The sequence below is a fragment of the Agromyces luteolus genome (assembly GCF_009729855.1).
Lineage (GTDB): Bacteria > Actinomycetota > Actinomycetes > Actinomycetales > Microbacteriaceae > Agromyces > Agromyces luteolus.
On sequence record NZ_WODA01000025.1, the window covers coordinates 385891 to 402043 of the forward strand.

General features: G+C 73.0%; 15 protein-coding genes. 5 read left to right on the forward strand and 10 right to left on the reverse strand.

Features of this window, described 5'->3' with window-relative positions:
• Positions 1 to 92 precede the first annotated feature (92 nt).
• Together GLX25_RS15470 and GLX25_RS15475 are read left to right on the forward strand one after the other, a co-directional pair.
• Positions 93 to 1031 (forward strand): ornithine cyclodeaminase family protein, encoded by a 939-nt coding sequence (locus GLX25_RS15470; protein ID WP_155843401.1) that lies wholly within the window; start codon positions 93 to 95, stop codon positions 1029 to 1031.
• Positions 1028 to 2014 carry a proline racemase family protein gene (locus tag GLX25_RS15475; RefSeq protein ID WP_205719913.1) on the forward strand — a complete coding sequence of 329 codons (987 nt, stop codon included), beginning with the start codon at positions 1028 to 1030 and terminating at the stop codon, positions 2012 to 2014. The genes GLX25_RS15470 and GLX25_RS15475 overlap by 4 nt, the downstream gene beginning before the upstream one ends.
• 39 nt (positions 2015 to 2053) lie before the next feature.
• Here GLX25_RS15475 and GLX25_RS15480 read toward each other — a convergent pair whose 3' ends face one another.
• The 6 genes from GLX25_RS15480 to GLX25_RS15505 are packed head-to-tail and all read right to left on the reverse strand — an operon-like array spanning position 2054 to position 7464.
• Positions 2054 to 3055, reverse strand: a complete 1002-nt coding sequence (locus GLX25_RS15480; protein WP_155843402.1) for a proline racemase family protein — start codon at positions 3053 to 3055, stop codon at positions 2054 to 2056.
• Complete coding sequence (locus GLX25_RS15485) at positions 3055 to 3969, reverse strand: dihydrodipicolinate synthase family protein (protein WP_155843403.1); 915 nt, start codon at positions 3967 to 3969, stop codon at positions 3055 to 3057. Before GLX25_RS15485 ends, GLX25_RS15480 begins: the two co-directional genes overlap by 1 nt.
• A 45-nt stretch (positions 3970 to 4014) precedes the next feature.
• A complete protein-coding gene (locus tag GLX25_RS15490; protein ID WP_166548892.1) occupies positions 4015 to 5400 on the reverse strand; it encodes an FAD/NAD(P)-dependent oxidoreductase in 1386 nt (461 codons plus the stop codon).
• Complete coding sequence (locus GLX25_RS15495; RefSeq protein WP_155843404.1) at positions 5397 to 5639, reverse strand: (2Fe-2S)-binding protein; 243 nt, start codon at positions 5637 to 5639, stop codon at positions 5397 to 5399. Before GLX25_RS15495 ends, GLX25_RS15490 begins: the two co-directional genes overlap by 4 nt.
• A complete protein-coding gene (locus GLX25_RS15500; RefSeq protein WP_166548893.1) occupies positions 5636 to 6793 on the reverse strand; it encodes an NAD(P)/FAD-dependent oxidoreductase in 1158 nt (385 codons plus the stop codon). Before GLX25_RS15500 ends, GLX25_RS15495 begins: the two co-directional genes overlap by 4 nt.
• An 8-nt stretch (positions 6794 to 6801) precedes the next feature.
• Positions 6802 to 7464, reverse strand: a complete 663-nt coding sequence (locus tag GLX25_RS15505; RefSeq protein WP_155843406.1) for a GntR family transcriptional regulator — start codon at positions 7462 to 7464, stop codon at positions 6802 to 6804.
• A 149-nt stretch (positions 7465 to 7613) separates the two neighbouring features.
• Between GLX25_RS15505 and GLX25_RS15510 the strand changes: the two genes are divergently transcribed.
• Positions 7614 to 8771: a glutamate--cysteine ligase gene (locus GLX25_RS15510; protein WP_155843407.1), complete on the forward strand. Its 1158-nt coding sequence runs from the start codon at positions 7614 to 7616 to the stop codon at positions 8769 to 8771.
• A 5-nt stretch (positions 8772 to 8776) separates the two neighbouring features.
• On the opposite strand, the gene GLX25_RS15515 is transcribed toward GLX25_RS15510, so the two are convergent.
• The 4 genes from GLX25_RS15515 to ftsY form a co-directional block, all read right to left on the reverse strand.
• The gene (locus GLX25_RS15515; protein WP_155843408.1) at positions 8777 to 10210 is read right to left on the reverse strand and encodes a GH1 family beta-glucosidase; all 1434 of its coding nucleotides are present in this window, start codon (positions 10208 to 10210) and stop codon (positions 8777 to 8779) included.
• Positions 10211 to 10295: 85 nt separating this feature from the next.
• The gene (ffh, locus tag GLX25_RS15520) at positions 10296 to 11885 is read right to left on the reverse strand and encodes a signal recognition particle protein (RefSeq protein WP_155843409.1); all 1590 of its coding nucleotides are present in this window, start codon (positions 11883 to 11885) and stop codon (positions 10296 to 10298) included.
• A gap of 69 nt (positions 11886 to 11954) precedes the next feature.
• Positions 11955 to 12443 carry a DUF2004 domain-containing protein gene (locus tag GLX25_RS15525; protein ID WP_155843410.1) on the reverse strand — a complete coding sequence of 163 codons (489 nt, stop codon included), beginning with the start codon at positions 12441 to 12443 and terminating at the stop codon, positions 11955 to 11957.
• 16 nt (positions 12444 to 12459) lie between these two features.
• Positions 12460 to 13335, reverse strand: a complete 876-nt coding sequence (gene ftsY / locus GLX25_RS15530) for a signal recognition particle-docking protein FtsY (protein WP_154347653.1) — start codon at positions 13333 to 13335, stop codon at positions 12460 to 12462.
• Positions 13336 to 13472: 137 nt separating this feature from the next.
• Between ftsY and GLX25_RS15535 the strand changes: the two genes are divergently transcribed.
• Positions 13473 to 14459 carry a TIGR03885 family FMN-dependent LLM class oxidoreductase gene (locus tag GLX25_RS15535; RefSeq protein ID WP_155843411.1) on the forward strand — a complete coding sequence of 329 codons (987 nt, stop codon included), beginning with the start codon at positions 13473 to 13475 and terminating at the stop codon, positions 14457 to 14459.
• Between the two features lie 4 nt (positions 14460 to 14463).
• The gene (locus GLX25_RS15540; protein ID WP_155843412.1) at positions 14464 to 16128 is read left to right on the forward strand and encodes an alpha-amylase family protein; all 1665 of its coding nucleotides are present in this window, start codon (positions 14464 to 14466) and stop codon (positions 16126 to 16128) included.
• Positions 16129 to 16153: the final 25 nt, after the last annotated feature.

Sequence of the window (16153 nt, forward strand, 5' to 3'; positions counted from 1 at the left end):
GGTCGGGCGGTACAGAACTCGACTGACCATTCTTGCAGATTCCGCGCCGAAACGAGAATCCTCCCGGTCGCGTCGGTGAATACGATGGCCGCATGGGCGGCACCTTGGATTCCGTCGGACTCGTCGACGGACCCGCGATCGCCGAGCGCGTCTCGATGCGGTCGGCGATCGACGCGATCGGCGCCGTGCTGCGTGCGGGCTACGACCCCGACGCCGATCCGCCGCGCAGCGTCGTCGAAGTCGGCCATGGGCAGCTCCTGCTCATGCCCTCCGAGCTCGGCGGATGGGTCGGCCAGAAGCTCGCAACCGTCGCGCCGGGCAACCCCGCGCGCGGCCTCGAGCGGATCCAGGCGCTCTACGTCCTCATCGACGCCGAGACGCTCGCCCCGGTCGCGGTGCTCGACGGCACGGAGCTCACGAACCTCCGCACGCCCGCGGTGTCGGCCGCGGTGCTCGACGTCGTCGCCGCGCCCGACGCCGCTTCGCTCGTCGTGTTCGGCACCGGCCCGCAGGGCGTCCGCCACGTCGAGGCGATGCGCGCGATCCGTCCGATCGACCGGGTCAGGTTCGTGGGGCGCGAACCCGGGAAGGCCCGCGACGCGGTCGCGCGCGTCTCACGACCCGGGCTCGATGCCGCCGTGGGCAGCGCAGCGGATGTCGCCGACGCCGACGTCGTCGTCTGCGCGACGACCGCACGCGAACCGCTCTTCGACGCCACCCTCGTGGCGGACCGTGCGGCCGTCGTCGCCGTCGGCTCGCACGAGCCCTCCGCACGAGAACTGCCCGGCGACCTCCTCGGTCGGGCGCACGTCATCGTCGAGTCCGAGCGCGTCGCGCTCGCCGAGGCCGGCGACGTAATCCTCGCGATCGGGGAGGGCCACCTCTCGGCCGGCGCGCTGATCCCGTTCGCGACCCTCTTCGGCGGAGAGCCCGTGCCATCCGACCGCCCTCGCGTGGTCAAGACCTGCGGCATGGGCTGGCAGGACCTCGCGGTGGCGCCCCTCGCCCTCGCGAACGGCGGGAGCGCATGATGCGGTGGCGGACCGAGGACTGGCACACGGCGGGCGAGCCGTTCCGGATCGTGCTCGACGCCCCGACCGAGGGCGCGACCGTCGCCGAGCGCCGCGTCGAGGCGATGACCGGCCGCGCCGACGCGCTGCGACGGTTCCTGTGCCTCGAGCCGCGCGGGCACGACGACATGTACGGCGGCTTCATCACCCCGCCCGACGACGACGGCGCGGACTTCGGGGTCCTGTTCTGGCACAAGGACGGGTTCTCGACCGCGTGCGGCCACGGCACCATGGCGCTCGGCGCGTGGGCGGTGCGCACGGGGCGCGTGGTCGCGCCCGACGACGGCGAGGCGGTCGTCACGATCGACGTGCCGAGCGGTCGCGTGCAGGCGCGCGTGCAGCGGAGCGGAGGCCGCACGACCGGGGTCGTGTTCCGGAACGTCCCCTCGCGCGTGCTCGCGACCGGGATCCGCCTCCCGACGAGCCGCGGCGAGGTCGACGTCGACCTGGTCTTCGGGGGCGCGGTGTACGCGACGCTTCCCGCCGCGGCGCTCGGCCTCCAGGTGACACCCGCGCACACGACCGAGCTCATCCGGCTGGGTCGTGAGATCAAATGGGCGCTGCACGACCACCCCGCGGCGCAACTGGTCGATCGCCGCCTGTCCGGCGTCTACGGGACCATCCTCGTCGACGACCTCGGGCGCACCGACGAGGGGCCCTGGCAGCGCAACGTGACCGTCTTCGCCGACGGCGAGGTCGACCGGAGCCCGTGCGGCTCGGGCACGGCGGCGCGGGTGGCGCTGCTCGCCGAGCGGGGCGAGCTCGCGGACGACGAGGTGCTCACGCACGACTCGATCATCGGCACCCGGTTCCTCGGTCGAGTGGCCGGGCGCACCGTCGACGGGGTGGTCCCCGAGGTCACGGGTCAGGCGTATCGCGTCGGCGCGTGCGAGTTCGAGCTCGACCCCGACGACCCCGTGGCGGCCGGGTTCAGCCTCCGCTGACCGTCGCCGGCTCCCGCTGCGCTCCGACGCGGCATCCGCTCAGAACACGAACCCCTCGGGGAACGGGTCGTCGTCGTCGAGCACGTACTGCGCGAAGCCGGTCACCCAGGCGCGGCCGCTGATCGTCGGCACGACGGCGGTCACGCCGCCGACGGCCGTCTCCCGCAGGAGCCGCCCGGTGAACTCGCTCCCGATGAACGACTCGTTGACGAAGTCTGCCTCCAGCGCGAGGTCGCCTCGCGCGTGCAGCTCGGCCATCCGGGCGCAGGTCCCGGTCCCGCACGGCGACCGGTCGAACCAGCCCGGATGGATCGCCATCGCGTGTCGCGATCGCACGGCGTCGGAGCCCGGGGCGATGAACTCGACGTGGTGCACGTGGTCCGCACCCTCGAGCACGGGGTGCCGCGGCGGCGCCTGCGTGTTGATCGCGTCCATGATCGCGAGCCCCACCGCGAGGAGGTCGTCCTTGCGCTCGCGGTCGAACGGCAGTCCGAGCGCGTCGAGCTCGACGAGCGCGTAGAAGTTGCCGCCGAACGCGATGGAGTACGGCACGGTCCCGTGGCCGGGCACCTCGATCGAGGCATCCAGCCGCTCGACGAAGCTCGGCACGTTCTCGATGGTGACGCGCGTCGCCCGGCCGCCCTCGACCTCGACGCGCGCGACGACGAGCCCCGCCGGCACGTCGAGCCGGATCTCGGTCACCGGCTCGGTCACCTCGACCATGCCGGTCTCGACGAGGACCGTCGCGACCCCGATCGTGCCGTGCCCGCACATGGGCAGGAACCCGCTCGCCTCGATGAAGACGACGCCCCAGTCGGCGTCGTCGCGCGCGGGCGGCTGCAGCAGCGCGCCCGACATCGAGGCGTGACCGCGCGGCTCGTTCATGAGGAAGCCGCGGAGGCCGTCGAGGTGCTCCATGGCGTGGAGGCGCCGGTCGTTCATGGTCGCGCCGGGGATCCGGCCGACGCCGCCCGTGACGACGCGGGTCGGCATCCCCTCGGTGTGGGAGTCGACCGCCGTGACGACCCGGCGCGCCCTCATCAGCGCGCCGCCAGGGCGGCGAGCGCCCGCTCGGTGTCGGCCGTGACCTGCGCGTGCTGCTCCGCGGAGAGCGGGCCGCGCGGCGGGCGGGTCGGCCCGCCGTACGAGTTGCCGCAGATGTCCATGGAGAGCTTGATGGCCTGCACGAACTCGGTGCGCGAGTCCCAGCGGAACACGGCGACGAGCTGCTCGTAGAGGGCCTTCGCCTCGTGCCAGTCTCCGCGGGCGCACAGGTCGTACAGCTCGACCGCCTCCTTCGGGAAGGCGTTCGGGTAGCCGGCGAACCAGCCGACCGCGCCGTTGACCATGAGCTCGAACAGCACGTCGTCGGCGCCCGCGATGACGTCGATGTCGCAGAGCTCCCGGATCTCGTACACGCGCCGGACATCGCCCGAGAACTCCTTGATCGCGACGACCTCGGGGATCTCGGCGAGCTTCGCGACGAGCGAGGGCACGAGGTCGACCTTGGTGTCGAAGGGGTTGTTGTAGGCCATGATCGGCAGGCCCGCCTTCGCCACCTCCTCGTAATGCGCGATCACCTCGCCCTCGTTCGCCCGGTAGAGCGTCGGCGGGAGGAGCAGCACGCCGTCGGCGCCGTCCTCGCGGGCCAGCTCGGCCCACGCCCGCGCCTGGTGGCTGCCGACGCCGTGGGCGCCGGCGACGACGACGCCGCGGCCGTCGACCGCCTCGACGGCGACCTGGATGACCCGGCGGCGCTCGTCGTCGGTGAGCGACGAGTACTCGCCGAGCGATCCGTTCGGCCCGACGCCGCGGCATCCGTTGCGCATGAGGAAGTCGACGTGCTCGGCGAACCGGTCGTAGTCGACGGCGAGCCCCGCGGGTGCCGAGTCGTCCTCCCGGAAGGCGAGCGTCGTCGCGACGATGACGCCGCCCAGGTCCATGGTGCCGGTCATGCGTCGTCCGTCCTTCGGGGTTTCGTTCGAGTAATATGTCACATGCTACGTGGGCGGATCGGTCTCGGCAAGCGCCGCCACCTCGCCGATCCGCACCGGCGCGAGCACCGGCCGACGGTCGAACCCGACGGATGCCGCGGCCCCGCCGGCCTCGGCGACGATCGCCTCGACGGTCCGACCGCACGTGCGCCCCTGGCAGGGGCCGAGGCCCGCGCGCGTCGCGAGCCGCATCGCGCGGAGCGGCACGTCGGCGCGTTCGACGATCGCCCGCCGCGCGACGGCCTCGCAGCGGCACACGATCGTGTCGTCGTCGAGCCACGCCGTCCATCCGGGCCGGATCCCGTGCGCCCGCTCGAGGCGCCTCGCGAACGCGCGCGTCCGCGACCTCGCGGCCACCGGGCCCCGGAGGCGGGGATCGTCGAACGCACCGCCCGCCGCGAGGAACCCGGCGACGGCGCCCTCGGCGAGCGCGGCGTCGGCACCCGCGATGCCCGTGAGCTCGCCCGCGGCGAACACGCGGGCGACGCTGGTGCGCTGCGTGTCATCCACTACGACGAATCGCCCGCGATGATCGCCGTCGATCGCGCACCCCAGCGCGAGGGCGGCCTCGAGCCGTGGCGTGAAGCCGTGGCCGAGCGCGACCGCGTCGCACGCGACCTCGCGTTCGGTGCCCGGGATCGGTCGCCAGTCGGCGTCGACCGCGGCGACGACGACGCCCTCCACCCGGTCGGTCCCGAGGACCCGCACGACGGCGCTCCCCGTCCGGTACGGGATCCGATGCCGCATGAGGCCGCCCGCGTACTCCAGGAACTCCTCGGCCTTGCCGGCGAGCTCCCACGGCCGGGGCAGCCACCCGCGGGCGAGCGCGGGGAGCCGCGACGCCTCATGCACCGCCACGACCTCGGATCCGACGAGCGCGAGGGAGTGCGCCACGGGCAGGAGGAACGGCCCCGAGCCGCTCACGACCGTGCGGCGCCCGACGGCGACGCCGTCGCGCTTGGCGAGCGCCTGCGCGGCGCCGGCCGTGGTGACGCCGGGCAGGGTCCAGCCGGGGACGGGGAGCGCGAGGTCGTGCGCGCCGGTGGCGACGACGACCGCGTCGGCGTCGACCTCGAGCCCGGTCCGGCCGTCGCCGTCGGCGTCGCCGACCGTGGCGCGCAGCCGGACCCCGTCGGCGGACGCCTCGGCCCACCACACGCTCGCGCCGACGTGCACCTGGGCGTCGCCGTCGGCCAGTGCGCCGCGCAGTCGCCCGAACCGGTGCCACGCGTGCTGGAGGCGGGGATCGGTCAGCCGTTCGTGGTGCCGCCAGAACTGGCCGCCGAGCCGGTCGCCCTCGTCGAGCAGGCTCACCCGGGCGCCGGCGGCGAGGGCGCCCTGCGCGGCCGCGAGGCCGGCCGGGCCGCCGCCGAGGATCGCGACGTGCGTCACGCGCGCACCTCCCGTTCGACGCGATCGCCGTCGGCGGCCTCGCGCCGGCACGCGCGGACCCCCTCGACGCCGTTGACGGTCACGAGGCAGTCGTGACACACGCCGATGCCGCAGAACACGCCCCGATCTCCGGTCTGCGAGGTGCGCCAGGCGGTGCGGCCGGCACCGACGAGCACTCCGGCGATGGTCTGGCCGTCGCGGCCCTGCACGGGCTCGCCGTCGACGGTGATGCGGATCATGCGGTCTCCCGGAGGCCGGCCCGGCTCGGCAGGAACGGCGTCGGATCGAGGTCGGTCGGGGCGCCGAGCACGGCGTGCGCGACGAGCTCGGCGGTCGCCGGCGCGAGCCCGATGCCCGCGCCCTCGTGGCCGGTCGCGTGCACGAGCCCCGCGACATCCGGATCGGGCCCGATCACGGGGAGGTGATCGGGTGCGTAGGGGCGGAATCCCACGTAGCTGCGCAGCAGGATCGTGCGCTCGAGGAACGGGAACAGGCGGACGGCCTTGGCCGCGATCGCCGCCGCGGGTGCGACGCCCGGCCGTTCGTCGAACCCGACGCGCTCGCGGCTGGAGCCGATGAGCACGGTTCCACCGGGGGTCGACTCGACGACGGTCGAGGTCTGCAGGGCGGCGTCGCCCGAGCCCACCGCGCCGACGTAGTCGCTGTCGTAGACCTTGTGGAACACGCGCTGCGGCATGGGGGCCGTCACGAGGATCATGCCCCGCCTCGGGCGGATGTCGAGGCGCGCGCCGAGGCGCGCGGCGACCTCCGCGGACCACGGCCCGGCGCAGTTCACCACCGCGTCGGCGTCGATCTCCCCCGCACTCGTCCGCACGCCGGCGAGTCGGCCGGTCCGTCCGATCGCGCCGGTCACCTCGCCGATCACGAGGCGCGCGCCGAGCCGCATCGCCTCGGCGAGGAGTGCCTGCGTCGCGTTCGACGGCTGCACCTGGGCGTCGTCAGGGTAGTGGACGGCATGGGCGACCTCGGGCGACAGGAACGGCTCGTCGGCCGCGAGCGCCGCGGCGTCGATCCCCACGGCGCGGATGCCCGTCGCCCGCTGCGCATCGGCGAACCGCTCGAGTGCGGCCCCGCCCCCGGCGAACGCGACGACGATGCCGCCCTTCGCCTCGAACTCCGTCGCCGGCCGTCCGTCGCGCCGGTCGTCGTCGAGTCGCTCGGCGAGGGGCCGCCACCTTGCGTTCGAGGCGATCGCGAGGTCGGCCTCGGGCCCGGGCGCCTTGTCGCTGACGAGCAGGTTCCCCTCGCACCGGCTCGACGTCTCGCCGGCGACCCCGACCCGATCGACGACCACGACCTCGGCGCCGCGCTCGGCGAGCGCGAGCGCGCAGGCGGCACCCACGATGCCCGCCCCGATGACCACCGCCCGCACGCCGCGCCTCAGTCCTCGCGCTCGCCGCTCCAGATGCCGGCCACGTGCCCGATGTGGCGCGACATCAGGTCGGCGGCGGCATCCCCGCGCCCGTCGACGAGCAGTCGGACGAGCTCGGCGTGCTCGAGCGCCGACTCGGTCAGCGCGCCGGACTCGGCGAGTTCGGCGAGGCCGGTCAGGCGCGTCTGCCGACGCAGCTCCCCCACGACGTCGACGAGGAATCGGTTGCCGGTGAGCTCGAGCAGCGTCAGGTGGAACGTCGTGTCGGCCTCGAGGTAGTCCTGGAAGCGCCCCTCCTCGCCCGCGCGGACGATCTCCGCGGCGAGCTCCAGCAGCCGTGAGGCCGTCTGGTCGGGCACGTGCCCGGCGAGCTCCCGCATCGGCGGGACCTCGAGCAGGCGGCGCACCTCGCGGAGCTGGCGCAGCTCGTCGAGCGAGACCTCCGTCACCCGGAAGCCCCGGTTGCGCATCGGCGCGAGGAACCCGCGCCGCGCCAGGTCGAGCATCGCCTCGCGCACGGGCGTGGCGCTGACGCCGAACTCCACCGCCATGGTCGGCACGGTGAGCACGTCGCCCGGTGCGACCTCCCCGGAGACGATCCGCGAGGAGATCGCGCGCTCGACCTGCTCGCGGAGGCTCGCGACCTCGAGCAGTCGGGCCGGGTCAGCCATGTCGACGCCGGTGATATGTCATGCATCACACCCTAGCCCCGCCGCCGCTCCGACGACAGGGCCGGATCGCGTCGTCCCGGTCCCGGCCCCGGCGGTTCGCACCGTGACATGATTGCCGTGCGCCCACGGGCGCGGGACGGGGGTGCCGCATGGCGATCGAGTTCGCGCGATCCGAGCGATCGACCGTCGGCATCGAGTGGGAGCTCGCGATCGTCGACCGATCGACCGGCGAGCTCGCGTCCGTCGGCGACCGCGTGCTCGACGAGCTCGGCGAGGCCGACGGGACGCCGCATCCGTTCATCACCTCGGAGCTGCTGACGAACACGGTCGAACTCGTGAGCGGCGTGCACGACGGAGTCGCCGGCGCCGTCGACGACCTCACCGGGCAGGTGGCGGAGGTGCGCGCCGTCCTCGATCGCATCGGCGAGTACGAGCTCATGTGCAGCGGCTCGCACCCCTTCAGCCGCTGGTACGACCAGCGGCTCACCGACAAGCCCCGCTACCGCAAGCTCATCGAGCGCACCCGCTGGTGGGGCCGCAACATGATGATCTGGGGCATCCACGTGCACGTCGGCATCGAGGAGCGCGACAAGGCGCTGCCGATCCTCGACGGGCTGCTCGCCTACGTCCCCCACCTGCAGGCGCTGTCGGCGTCGAGCCCGTTCTGGGCGGGCGTCGAGACGGGGTACGCGTCGAACCGGGCGCTGATGTTCCAGCAGCTGCCGACCGCGGGCCTGCCCTACCAGCTTCCCGACTGGGGGGCGTACGAACGGTACGTCGACGACCTCGTCCGCACCGGCGTCATCGAGGACCACACCGAGGTGCGCTGGGACATCCGCCCGTCGCCGCGCTGGGGCACCGTCGAGGTCCGCGTGTGCGACGGCGTGTCGTCGGCCGACGAGATCGGCGCGATCGCCGCGCTGATCCAGAGCCTGGTCGAGTGGATGTCGACGCGGCTCGACGAGGGCGAGACGCTCCCGGTCATGCAGCCCTGGTACGTGCGCGAGAACAAGTGGCGCGCGGCCCGCTACGGCATGCACGCCGAGATCATCACGGATGCCGCGGGGAACGAGCGTCCCGTCGCGGACGCGCTCCGCGACCTGCTCGTCACCCTCGCCCCCGTCGCGGAGCGCCTCGGCTGCGCGGTCGAGCTCCAGCGCATCCGCCGCACGATCGACGAGGGCGCCGGGTACCAGCGCCAGCTGAAGGTGGCCGAGCAGCACGGCGGCGACCTCACCGCGGTCGTCGCGCACCTCGCGCGCGAGCTGCGCGAGGGCACGCACCCGCGGGGGGCGGCGGGCGGGTAGCGCGCCTACGCGGGGATGCGCCGGGTCCGGATGAGCTCGGCGAACCAGCGGGCGCTCGCCTTCGGCAGCCGCTCGAGCGTGTCGTAGTCGACGCGCACGATGCCGAAGCGCTTGGAGTAGCCGTAGCCCCACTCGAAGTTGTCCATGAGCGACCACACCTGGTACCCACGCAGGTCGACGCCGCGGGCCAGGGCGCGGTGCGCGGCCGTGAAGTGCCGGCGGAGGTAGTCGACGCGGTCGAGGTCGCGGACCTCGGGTCCGTCGGGCCCCTCGGTGACCACGTCGTCGAACGCGGCGCCGTTCTCGGTGATCATGAGCGGTACCTCGGGGTACGCGCCGTGCAGCGCGATCAGCAGGTCCTCGAGTCCCGACGGGTCGATGTTCCAGCCCATCGCCGTGTACGGCCCCGGCTGCTCGAGGAACTCGACGTGCTGGGAGCCCGGCCAGGGCGTGCCGCCCATGTCCTTGTGGCCGTCGGCGTTCACGCGCGGCGAGACGCCGTCCCACATCCGCACCGTGACGGTCGAGTAGTAGTTCACGCCGAGCAGGTCGATCGGCTGCGCGATCAGTTCGGTGTCGCCCGGCTTCACGAAGGACCAGTCGGTGACGTCGGCGGTGTCCTCGATCACGTCGGAGGGGTAGCCGTCGCCGAAGAGTGGCCCGAGGAAGACGCGGTTCGCGAGCCCGTCGATGCGGCGGGCGGCCTCGTGCCCGGTCTCGCCGGCCGGCCGGATGACGTGCAGGTTGAGCGTGATCGAGAAGCCGGGGTCGTTCGTGACGACCTCGCGGAGCGCCGACACGGCGAGGCCGTGCGCGAGGTTCAGGTGGTGCACCGCGGCAAGCGCCTTCGCGCCGTCCATGAGGCCGGGCGCGTGCGCACCGGAACCGTAGCCGAGGTACGCCGAGCACCACGGCTCGTTGAGCGTCGTCCACACCGCGACGCGGTCGCCGAGCCGCTCCCCCACGATCCGCGCGTAGTCGGCGAACGCCTCGGCGGTCGCGCGGTTCGTCCAGCCGCCCTCGTCCTCCAGCGCCTGCGGCAGGTCCCAGTGGTACAGCGTCGCGATGGGGCGGATGCCTCGGGCGATGAGCCCGTCGACGAGTCCCTCGTAGAACGCGAGCCCCTCCTCGTTCGCGGGCCCGCGGCCCGTCGGCTGGATGCGCGGCCACGCGATCGAGAACCGGTACGCCTCGAGTCCGAGCTCGGCCATCAGGTCGAGGTCGGACTCCCACCGGTGGTAGTGGTCGCACGCGACGTCGCCGGTGTCGCCGTTCCAGACCTTGCCCGGCGTGTGGCTGAACGTGTCCCAGATCGACGGGCCGCGGCCGCCCTCGGTCGCTGCACCCTCGATCTGGTGCGACGCGGTCGCCGAGCCGAGCAGGAAGTCGGGTGCGAACTCGAGGCCCGAGTCGCGGTAGTCGGGGTCGCCGGTCGTCATCGTCGCTCCGTCCTCGTCCGCGGCGCGCGCCGCGGGTCCAACACTACGCCGGGGCGCTCCGCCGCGGCATGCCGACGGCAGCCGGTCAGCGGCCGAGCAGCTTCTGCAGCGCGGCCATCTCCTCCTCGGAGGGCCCGCCCGCGGCGCCCGCACCGCCGCCGATGCCGAAGCCCGAGCCGGCGGGCGCGTTCGAGGCCGCACCGGGCACCTGGCCCGAGGCGATCGCCGCGTTCTCGGCCGCGCGCTTGGCGGGGTTGCCCGAGCGCGAGCCGCCGCCCGACTTCTTCTTGTTCTTCGCCGCCTGGCGCTTGCCGCCGCCGTACCCGCCGCCGCCCGGGATCGGGCCCATGCCGGGGATCTGCGGCACGCCGCCGCGCGCGACGGTCTTCATCATCTTCGCGGCCTGCTCGAAGCGCTGCACGAGCTGGTTCACGTCGGTGACGGTCATGCCGGAGCCCTTCGCGATGCGCAGGCGACGCGAGCCGTTCAGGAGCTTGGTGTTCTTGCGCTCGGCCGGCGTCATCGACTGGATGATCGCCTCGGTGCGCACGATCTCGCGCTCGTCGAAGTTCTCGAGCTGCTGCTTCATGCCGCCCGCACCGGGGAGCATGCCGAGCATCTTCTTGATCGAGCCCGCGCCGCGGAGCTGCTGCATCTGCGCGAGGAAGTCCTCGAGCGTGAACTGCTCCGACGCGATCTTCTCGGCGACCTTGAGCGCCTCCTCCTCGTCGAAGGCCTGCTGGGCCTGCTCGATGAGGGTGAGGATGTCGCCGAGGTCGAGGATGCGGCTCGCCATGCGGTCGGGGTGGAACGGCTCGAAGTCGTCGAGCGTCTCGCCGGTCGAGGCGAAGATGATGGGGCGGCCGGTGACGGATGCCACGGACAGCGCGGCACCGCCGCGCGCGTCGCCGTCGAGCTTGGAGAGCACGACGCCCGTGAAGTCGACGCCCTCCTGGAAGGCCTTGGCGGTCGTGACCGCGTCCTGGCCGATCATGGCGTCGATGACGAAGAGCACCTCGTCGGGGTTCGTGGCCTTCCGGATGTCGGCGGCCTGCTTCATCATCTCGGCGTCGACGCCGAGGCGGCCGGCGGTGTCGATCACGACGACGTCGTGCTGGGCGCGCTGCGCCTGGACGACCGCGTCCTTCGCGACGCGCACGGGGTCGCCCACGCCGTTGCCGGGCTCGGGCGCGAAGACGGTGACGCCGGCCTGCTCGCCGACGACCTGGAGCTGGTTCACGGCGTTCGGGCGCTGCAGGTCGGCGGCCACGAGCATGGGCGTGTGGCCGTCCTTCTTGAGCCACTTCGCGAGCTTGCCGGCGAGCGTCGTCTTGCCCGCGCCCTGGAGGCCGGCGAGCATGATGACGGTCGGCGGGGTCTTCGCGAACTGCAGCCGGCGCTGCTGGCCGCCGAGGATCGCGACGAGCTCTTCGTTGACGATCTGCACGACCTGCTGGGCGGGGTTCAGCGCCCGGTTCACCTCGTCGCCGAGCGCGCGCTCGCGGACCGTCGCGGTGAAGGACTTCACGACGTCGAGCGAGACGTCGGCGTCGAGGAGCGCGCGCCGGATCTCGCGGACGGTGCCGTCGACGTCGGAAGCGGAGAGCTTGCCCTTGGTGCGGAGGTTCTTGAACGTCTCGGTGAGACGGTCGGAGAGGGTGCCGAACGTAGCCATGATGCCCTCAAGTGTAGAGGGCGACTCCGCGGCATCCGCTCGGAGGTCGCTGCGGATGCCGGGGCGGGCTCAGCCCTCGAAGCGCACGTCGACGATCTCGCGCTCGAGGTCGATCGACGCGACGAGCCGCTCGTCGGTGTCCTCGGGCGCGAGCCCGAACTCGAACTCGGCGAACGCGTCGCCGGGCTCGTCGGCATCGGGGCGGAGGTCGACCCGGATGAGCGACATCGAGCGCAGCGCGTCGATCTGGCGATCGCCCGAGTCGCGGCCGATGGCGGCCTCGACCTCCTCGGCCTGTTCCAGCTCGGGATCGAGCACGGCCGCGAGGAAGCGCATCACCGGCGAGGAGCCCGAGTCGAGCTGCGTGACGAACGCCGACCGGAGCTCGTCGTCGACGAGCTCGAGCTCGCCGACCAGGGTCGCCGCGACATCCAGCGCCGCGAGCGCCACGGTGTCGGCGTCGGCGTCGAGGACCACCTCGACGCGCTGGTCGCCGTACTCGACGTCCTCCGACCAGTAGTCGCCGACGAGTCCGAAGTAGTCGTGCTCCATGGACATGCGCGCCCTCCCCTTCTCAGCCGACGAGCTGCTGCGCGAACACGTGCGGCGTGAAGCCCGTGAGGTCGCCGATGCCCTCGCCCTGGCCGATGAGCTTGATCGGCAGGCCAGTCTTCTCCTGCACCGCGATCACGAAGCCGCCCTTGGCGGACCCGTCGAGCTTGGTGAGCACGAGGCCGGTCACGCCGCCGTGCTGAATGAAGGCCTCGGCCTGCGCGAGCCCGTTCTGCCCCGTCGTGGCGTCGAGCACGAGCAGCACCTCGCTGATCGGCGCCTGCTTCTCGACGACGCGCCGGATCTTGCCGAGCTCGTCCATGAGCCCGCCCTTGGTGTGCAGGCGGCCGGCCGTGTCGATGATGACCATCTCGGTGCCGGTGCGCTTGGCGTAGTCCACGGTCTGGAAGGCGACGGACGCCGGGTCCTGGCCCTCGCGCTCGGGCCGGACCACCTGCGCGCCCGCCCGCTCGGCCCACGTCGCCAACTGGTCGACGGCCGCCGCGCGGAAGGTGTCGGCCGCGCCGACGACGACGCTCCGGCCGTAGTTGCCGAGGAACTTGGCGAACTTGCCGATCGTGGTCGTCTTGCCGACGCCGTTCACCCCGACGACGAGCACGACCGCGGGACGTTCGGTGAGCTTGAGCGTGGGGTCGTACTTCGCGAGCCGCTCCTCGACGAGCTCGCGGAGCATCCGCTGCACGTCGCGCGGGTCGGTGGTCTTGTAGCGCTCGACCTGCGCCTTGATCGACTCGACGATCTCCTCGGTCACCGCCGGCCCGAAGTCGGCGCGGATCAGCGCGGACTCGAGGTCGTCCCAGGTGTCCTCGTCGATCGTCCTCGCGCCGAAGACGTTGCGGAGGGCCGACCCGAGCGACCACGATGCGCGTTCCACCATGCCTCCCAGCCTACGGGTGGCGGATGCCGCGGGCTCGCGCCGCAGCACGCGGGATAGCGGGCGACCGCGCGGCCCGCAAGGCCTTGTCGCCCCGTGCGCGTCCCGGAAGCATCGAGCGCTGACGGAAGGAGACCCCCATGCCCCTCGTCGGATTCCACGCGTCGCACGAGCAGCTCCCGCCGAGCGCGCTCCTCGACGCCGTCGTGCGCGCCGAGCAGGCCGGCTTCGACGCGGCCATGTGCAGCGACCACTGGGCGCCCTGGAGCGTGCGCCAGGGCCACTCGGGCTACGCGTGGTCGTGGCTCGGCGCGGCGCTGCAGGCGACCGACTTCTCGCTCGGCGTCGTCACGGCGCCGGGCCAGCGCTACCACCCCGCCGTCGCGGCGCAGAAGATCGCGACGCTCGGCGAGATGTTCCCCGGCCGGTTCTGGGCGGCGATCGGCAGCGGCGAGGCCGTCAACGAGCACATCACGGGCGAGCCCTGGCCCGAGAAAGACGACCGCGACCGCCGGCTCGCCGAGACGATCGACGTCATGCGCCGCCTCCTCGCCGGCGAGACGGTCACGCACGAGGGGACCTTCGACGTGCACGAGGCACGGCTCTGGACCCGCCCGGACGAGACGCCGCCGCTCATCGCCGCCGCGGTGAGCACCGAGACCGCGGCCGAGACCGCGGAGTGGGCCGACGGCGTGATCACCGTCGACCAGGAGCCCGACGCGCTCAGGGAGTTCATCGACGCCTACCGCGACGCCGGCGGACGCGGGCCGATCTGCGTCCAGGTGCACCTCTGCTGGGCGCCGACCGACGACGAGGCCGTCGCGATCGCCCACGACCAGTGGCGGCAGAGCCTCGTGCCGCCCCACCTGGCGTGGGAGCTCGCGACCCCCGAGGCGTTCGACGAGCGCACCGCCGACGCGACGCCGTCGGAGGTCGCCGACACGCTCCTCGCCTCGTCGGACCTCCAGCGGCACCTCGACGCGCTGCTCGGGATCGCCGAGCTCGGCGTCGACCGCATCTACCTGCACCACGTCGGACAGGAGCAGGCGGGGTTCATCGACGCGTTCGGCGCCCATGTCCTGCCGGCCCTCCGCGCCGCAGGTCCGTCGGCCGGGCTCGAGGGCTGAGCCGATGCGCGCCACGGATCGGGGCGACCTCTGGTGGAAGACCGCGGTCGTCTACTGCCTCGACGTCGAGACGTTCATGGACTGGAACGACGACGGGACGGGTGACTTCGAGGGCCTCGCCCAACGGCTCGACCACCTCGCCGAGCTCGGCGTCACCTGCATCTGGCTCATGCCGTTCCAACCCTCGCCCGACCAGGACGACGGCTACGACATCGTCGACTTCCTCGGCGTCGACCCGCGGCTCGGCTCGCTCGGCGACGTCGTCGCGTTCACGCGTGCGGCGAAGGATCGCGGCATCCGCGTGATCATGGACCTCGTCATGAACCACACGTCCGACCGGCATCCGTGGTTCACCTCGGCCAAGCGCGGGCGCAACGCGCCCTACCGCGACTTCTACGTCTGGCGCGACGAGATCCCCCCGAATCCGCCCGAGAGCGTGTTCCCCGGCGAGGAGGAGGGCGTGTGGGAGTGGCACGAGGGCACGGAGCAGTACTACCTGCACTCGTTCTACCGGCACCAGCCCGACCTGAACATCGCGAACCCGGAGGTGCGCGACGAGATCGCGAAGACCGTCGGGTTCTGGCTGCAGCTCGGGTTCTCCGGCTTCCGCGTCGACGCCGTGCCGTTCCTCATCGAGCCGCCGGAGGGCGAGGACGTCGGCGACCCGCACGAGCTCATGCGGGACCTGCGGCGCTACCTCCAGCGCCGGGCCAGCGAGGCGATCCTGCTCGGCGAGGTCAACCTGCCGTACGACGAGCAGATCGCGTACTTCGGCGCGGACGGCGATCCGGCCGAGCTCACGCTGCAGTTCGACTTCGAGGCGATGCAGCGGCTGTACCTGTCGCTCGCAAGGCAGGATGCCACGGCGCTCCGCGACACGCTCGCACGGCGCCCGCAGCTCGAGCCCGAGAAGCAGTGGGCGAACTTCGTGCGCAACCACGACGAGCTCACCCTCGACAAGCTCTCCGAGGCCGAGCGCGAGGAGGTCTTCGACGCGTTCGCGCCCGAGGACTGGATGCGCGTGTACGGTCGCGGGATCGTGCGACGGCTCCCGCCGATGCTGGAGGGCGATCCACGCCGCATCCGCATGGTCTACAGCCTGCTGTTCGCGCTCCCCGGCACGCCCGTGCTCTTCTACGGCGAGGAGATCGGGATGGGCGAGAACGGCGAGCAGGAGAAGCGGCAGGCGGTGCGCACGCCCATGCAGTGGACGGGCGGCCGCAACGGCGGCTTCTCGCGGGCCGCGCCGGGCCGGCTCGCCGCCTCCCCGCCCGGCGACGGGTACGCGCCAGAGCACGTCAGCGTCGAGGCGCAGATGCACGACCCCGACTCCTTGCTCGCGGCGATCCGCGGCTTCGTGACGAGGTACCGCAACTCGCCCGAGATCGGCTGGGGTGCGTTCGAGCTGCTCGACGTCGGCGAACCGGCCGTGCTCGCGCACCGCATCACCGAGGACCACCTGCGGTTCGTCGCGCTGCACAACTTCGCGCCGCGACCCGTGCGCGTGACGCTGGAGCTCGGCGACGTGCCGGGCGACGCGGTGCTCTCCGACCTGTTCGCCGTCGACGCCGACCCGATCGACGAGCGCGGCCGGATCGACGTCGAGCTCGACGCGTACGGGTACCGCTGGTTCCGGGTGCTCGCGCCGGGCGACCGCCGGCTCACGTGAGCGCGGCACCGGTGGTCGAGGAGCG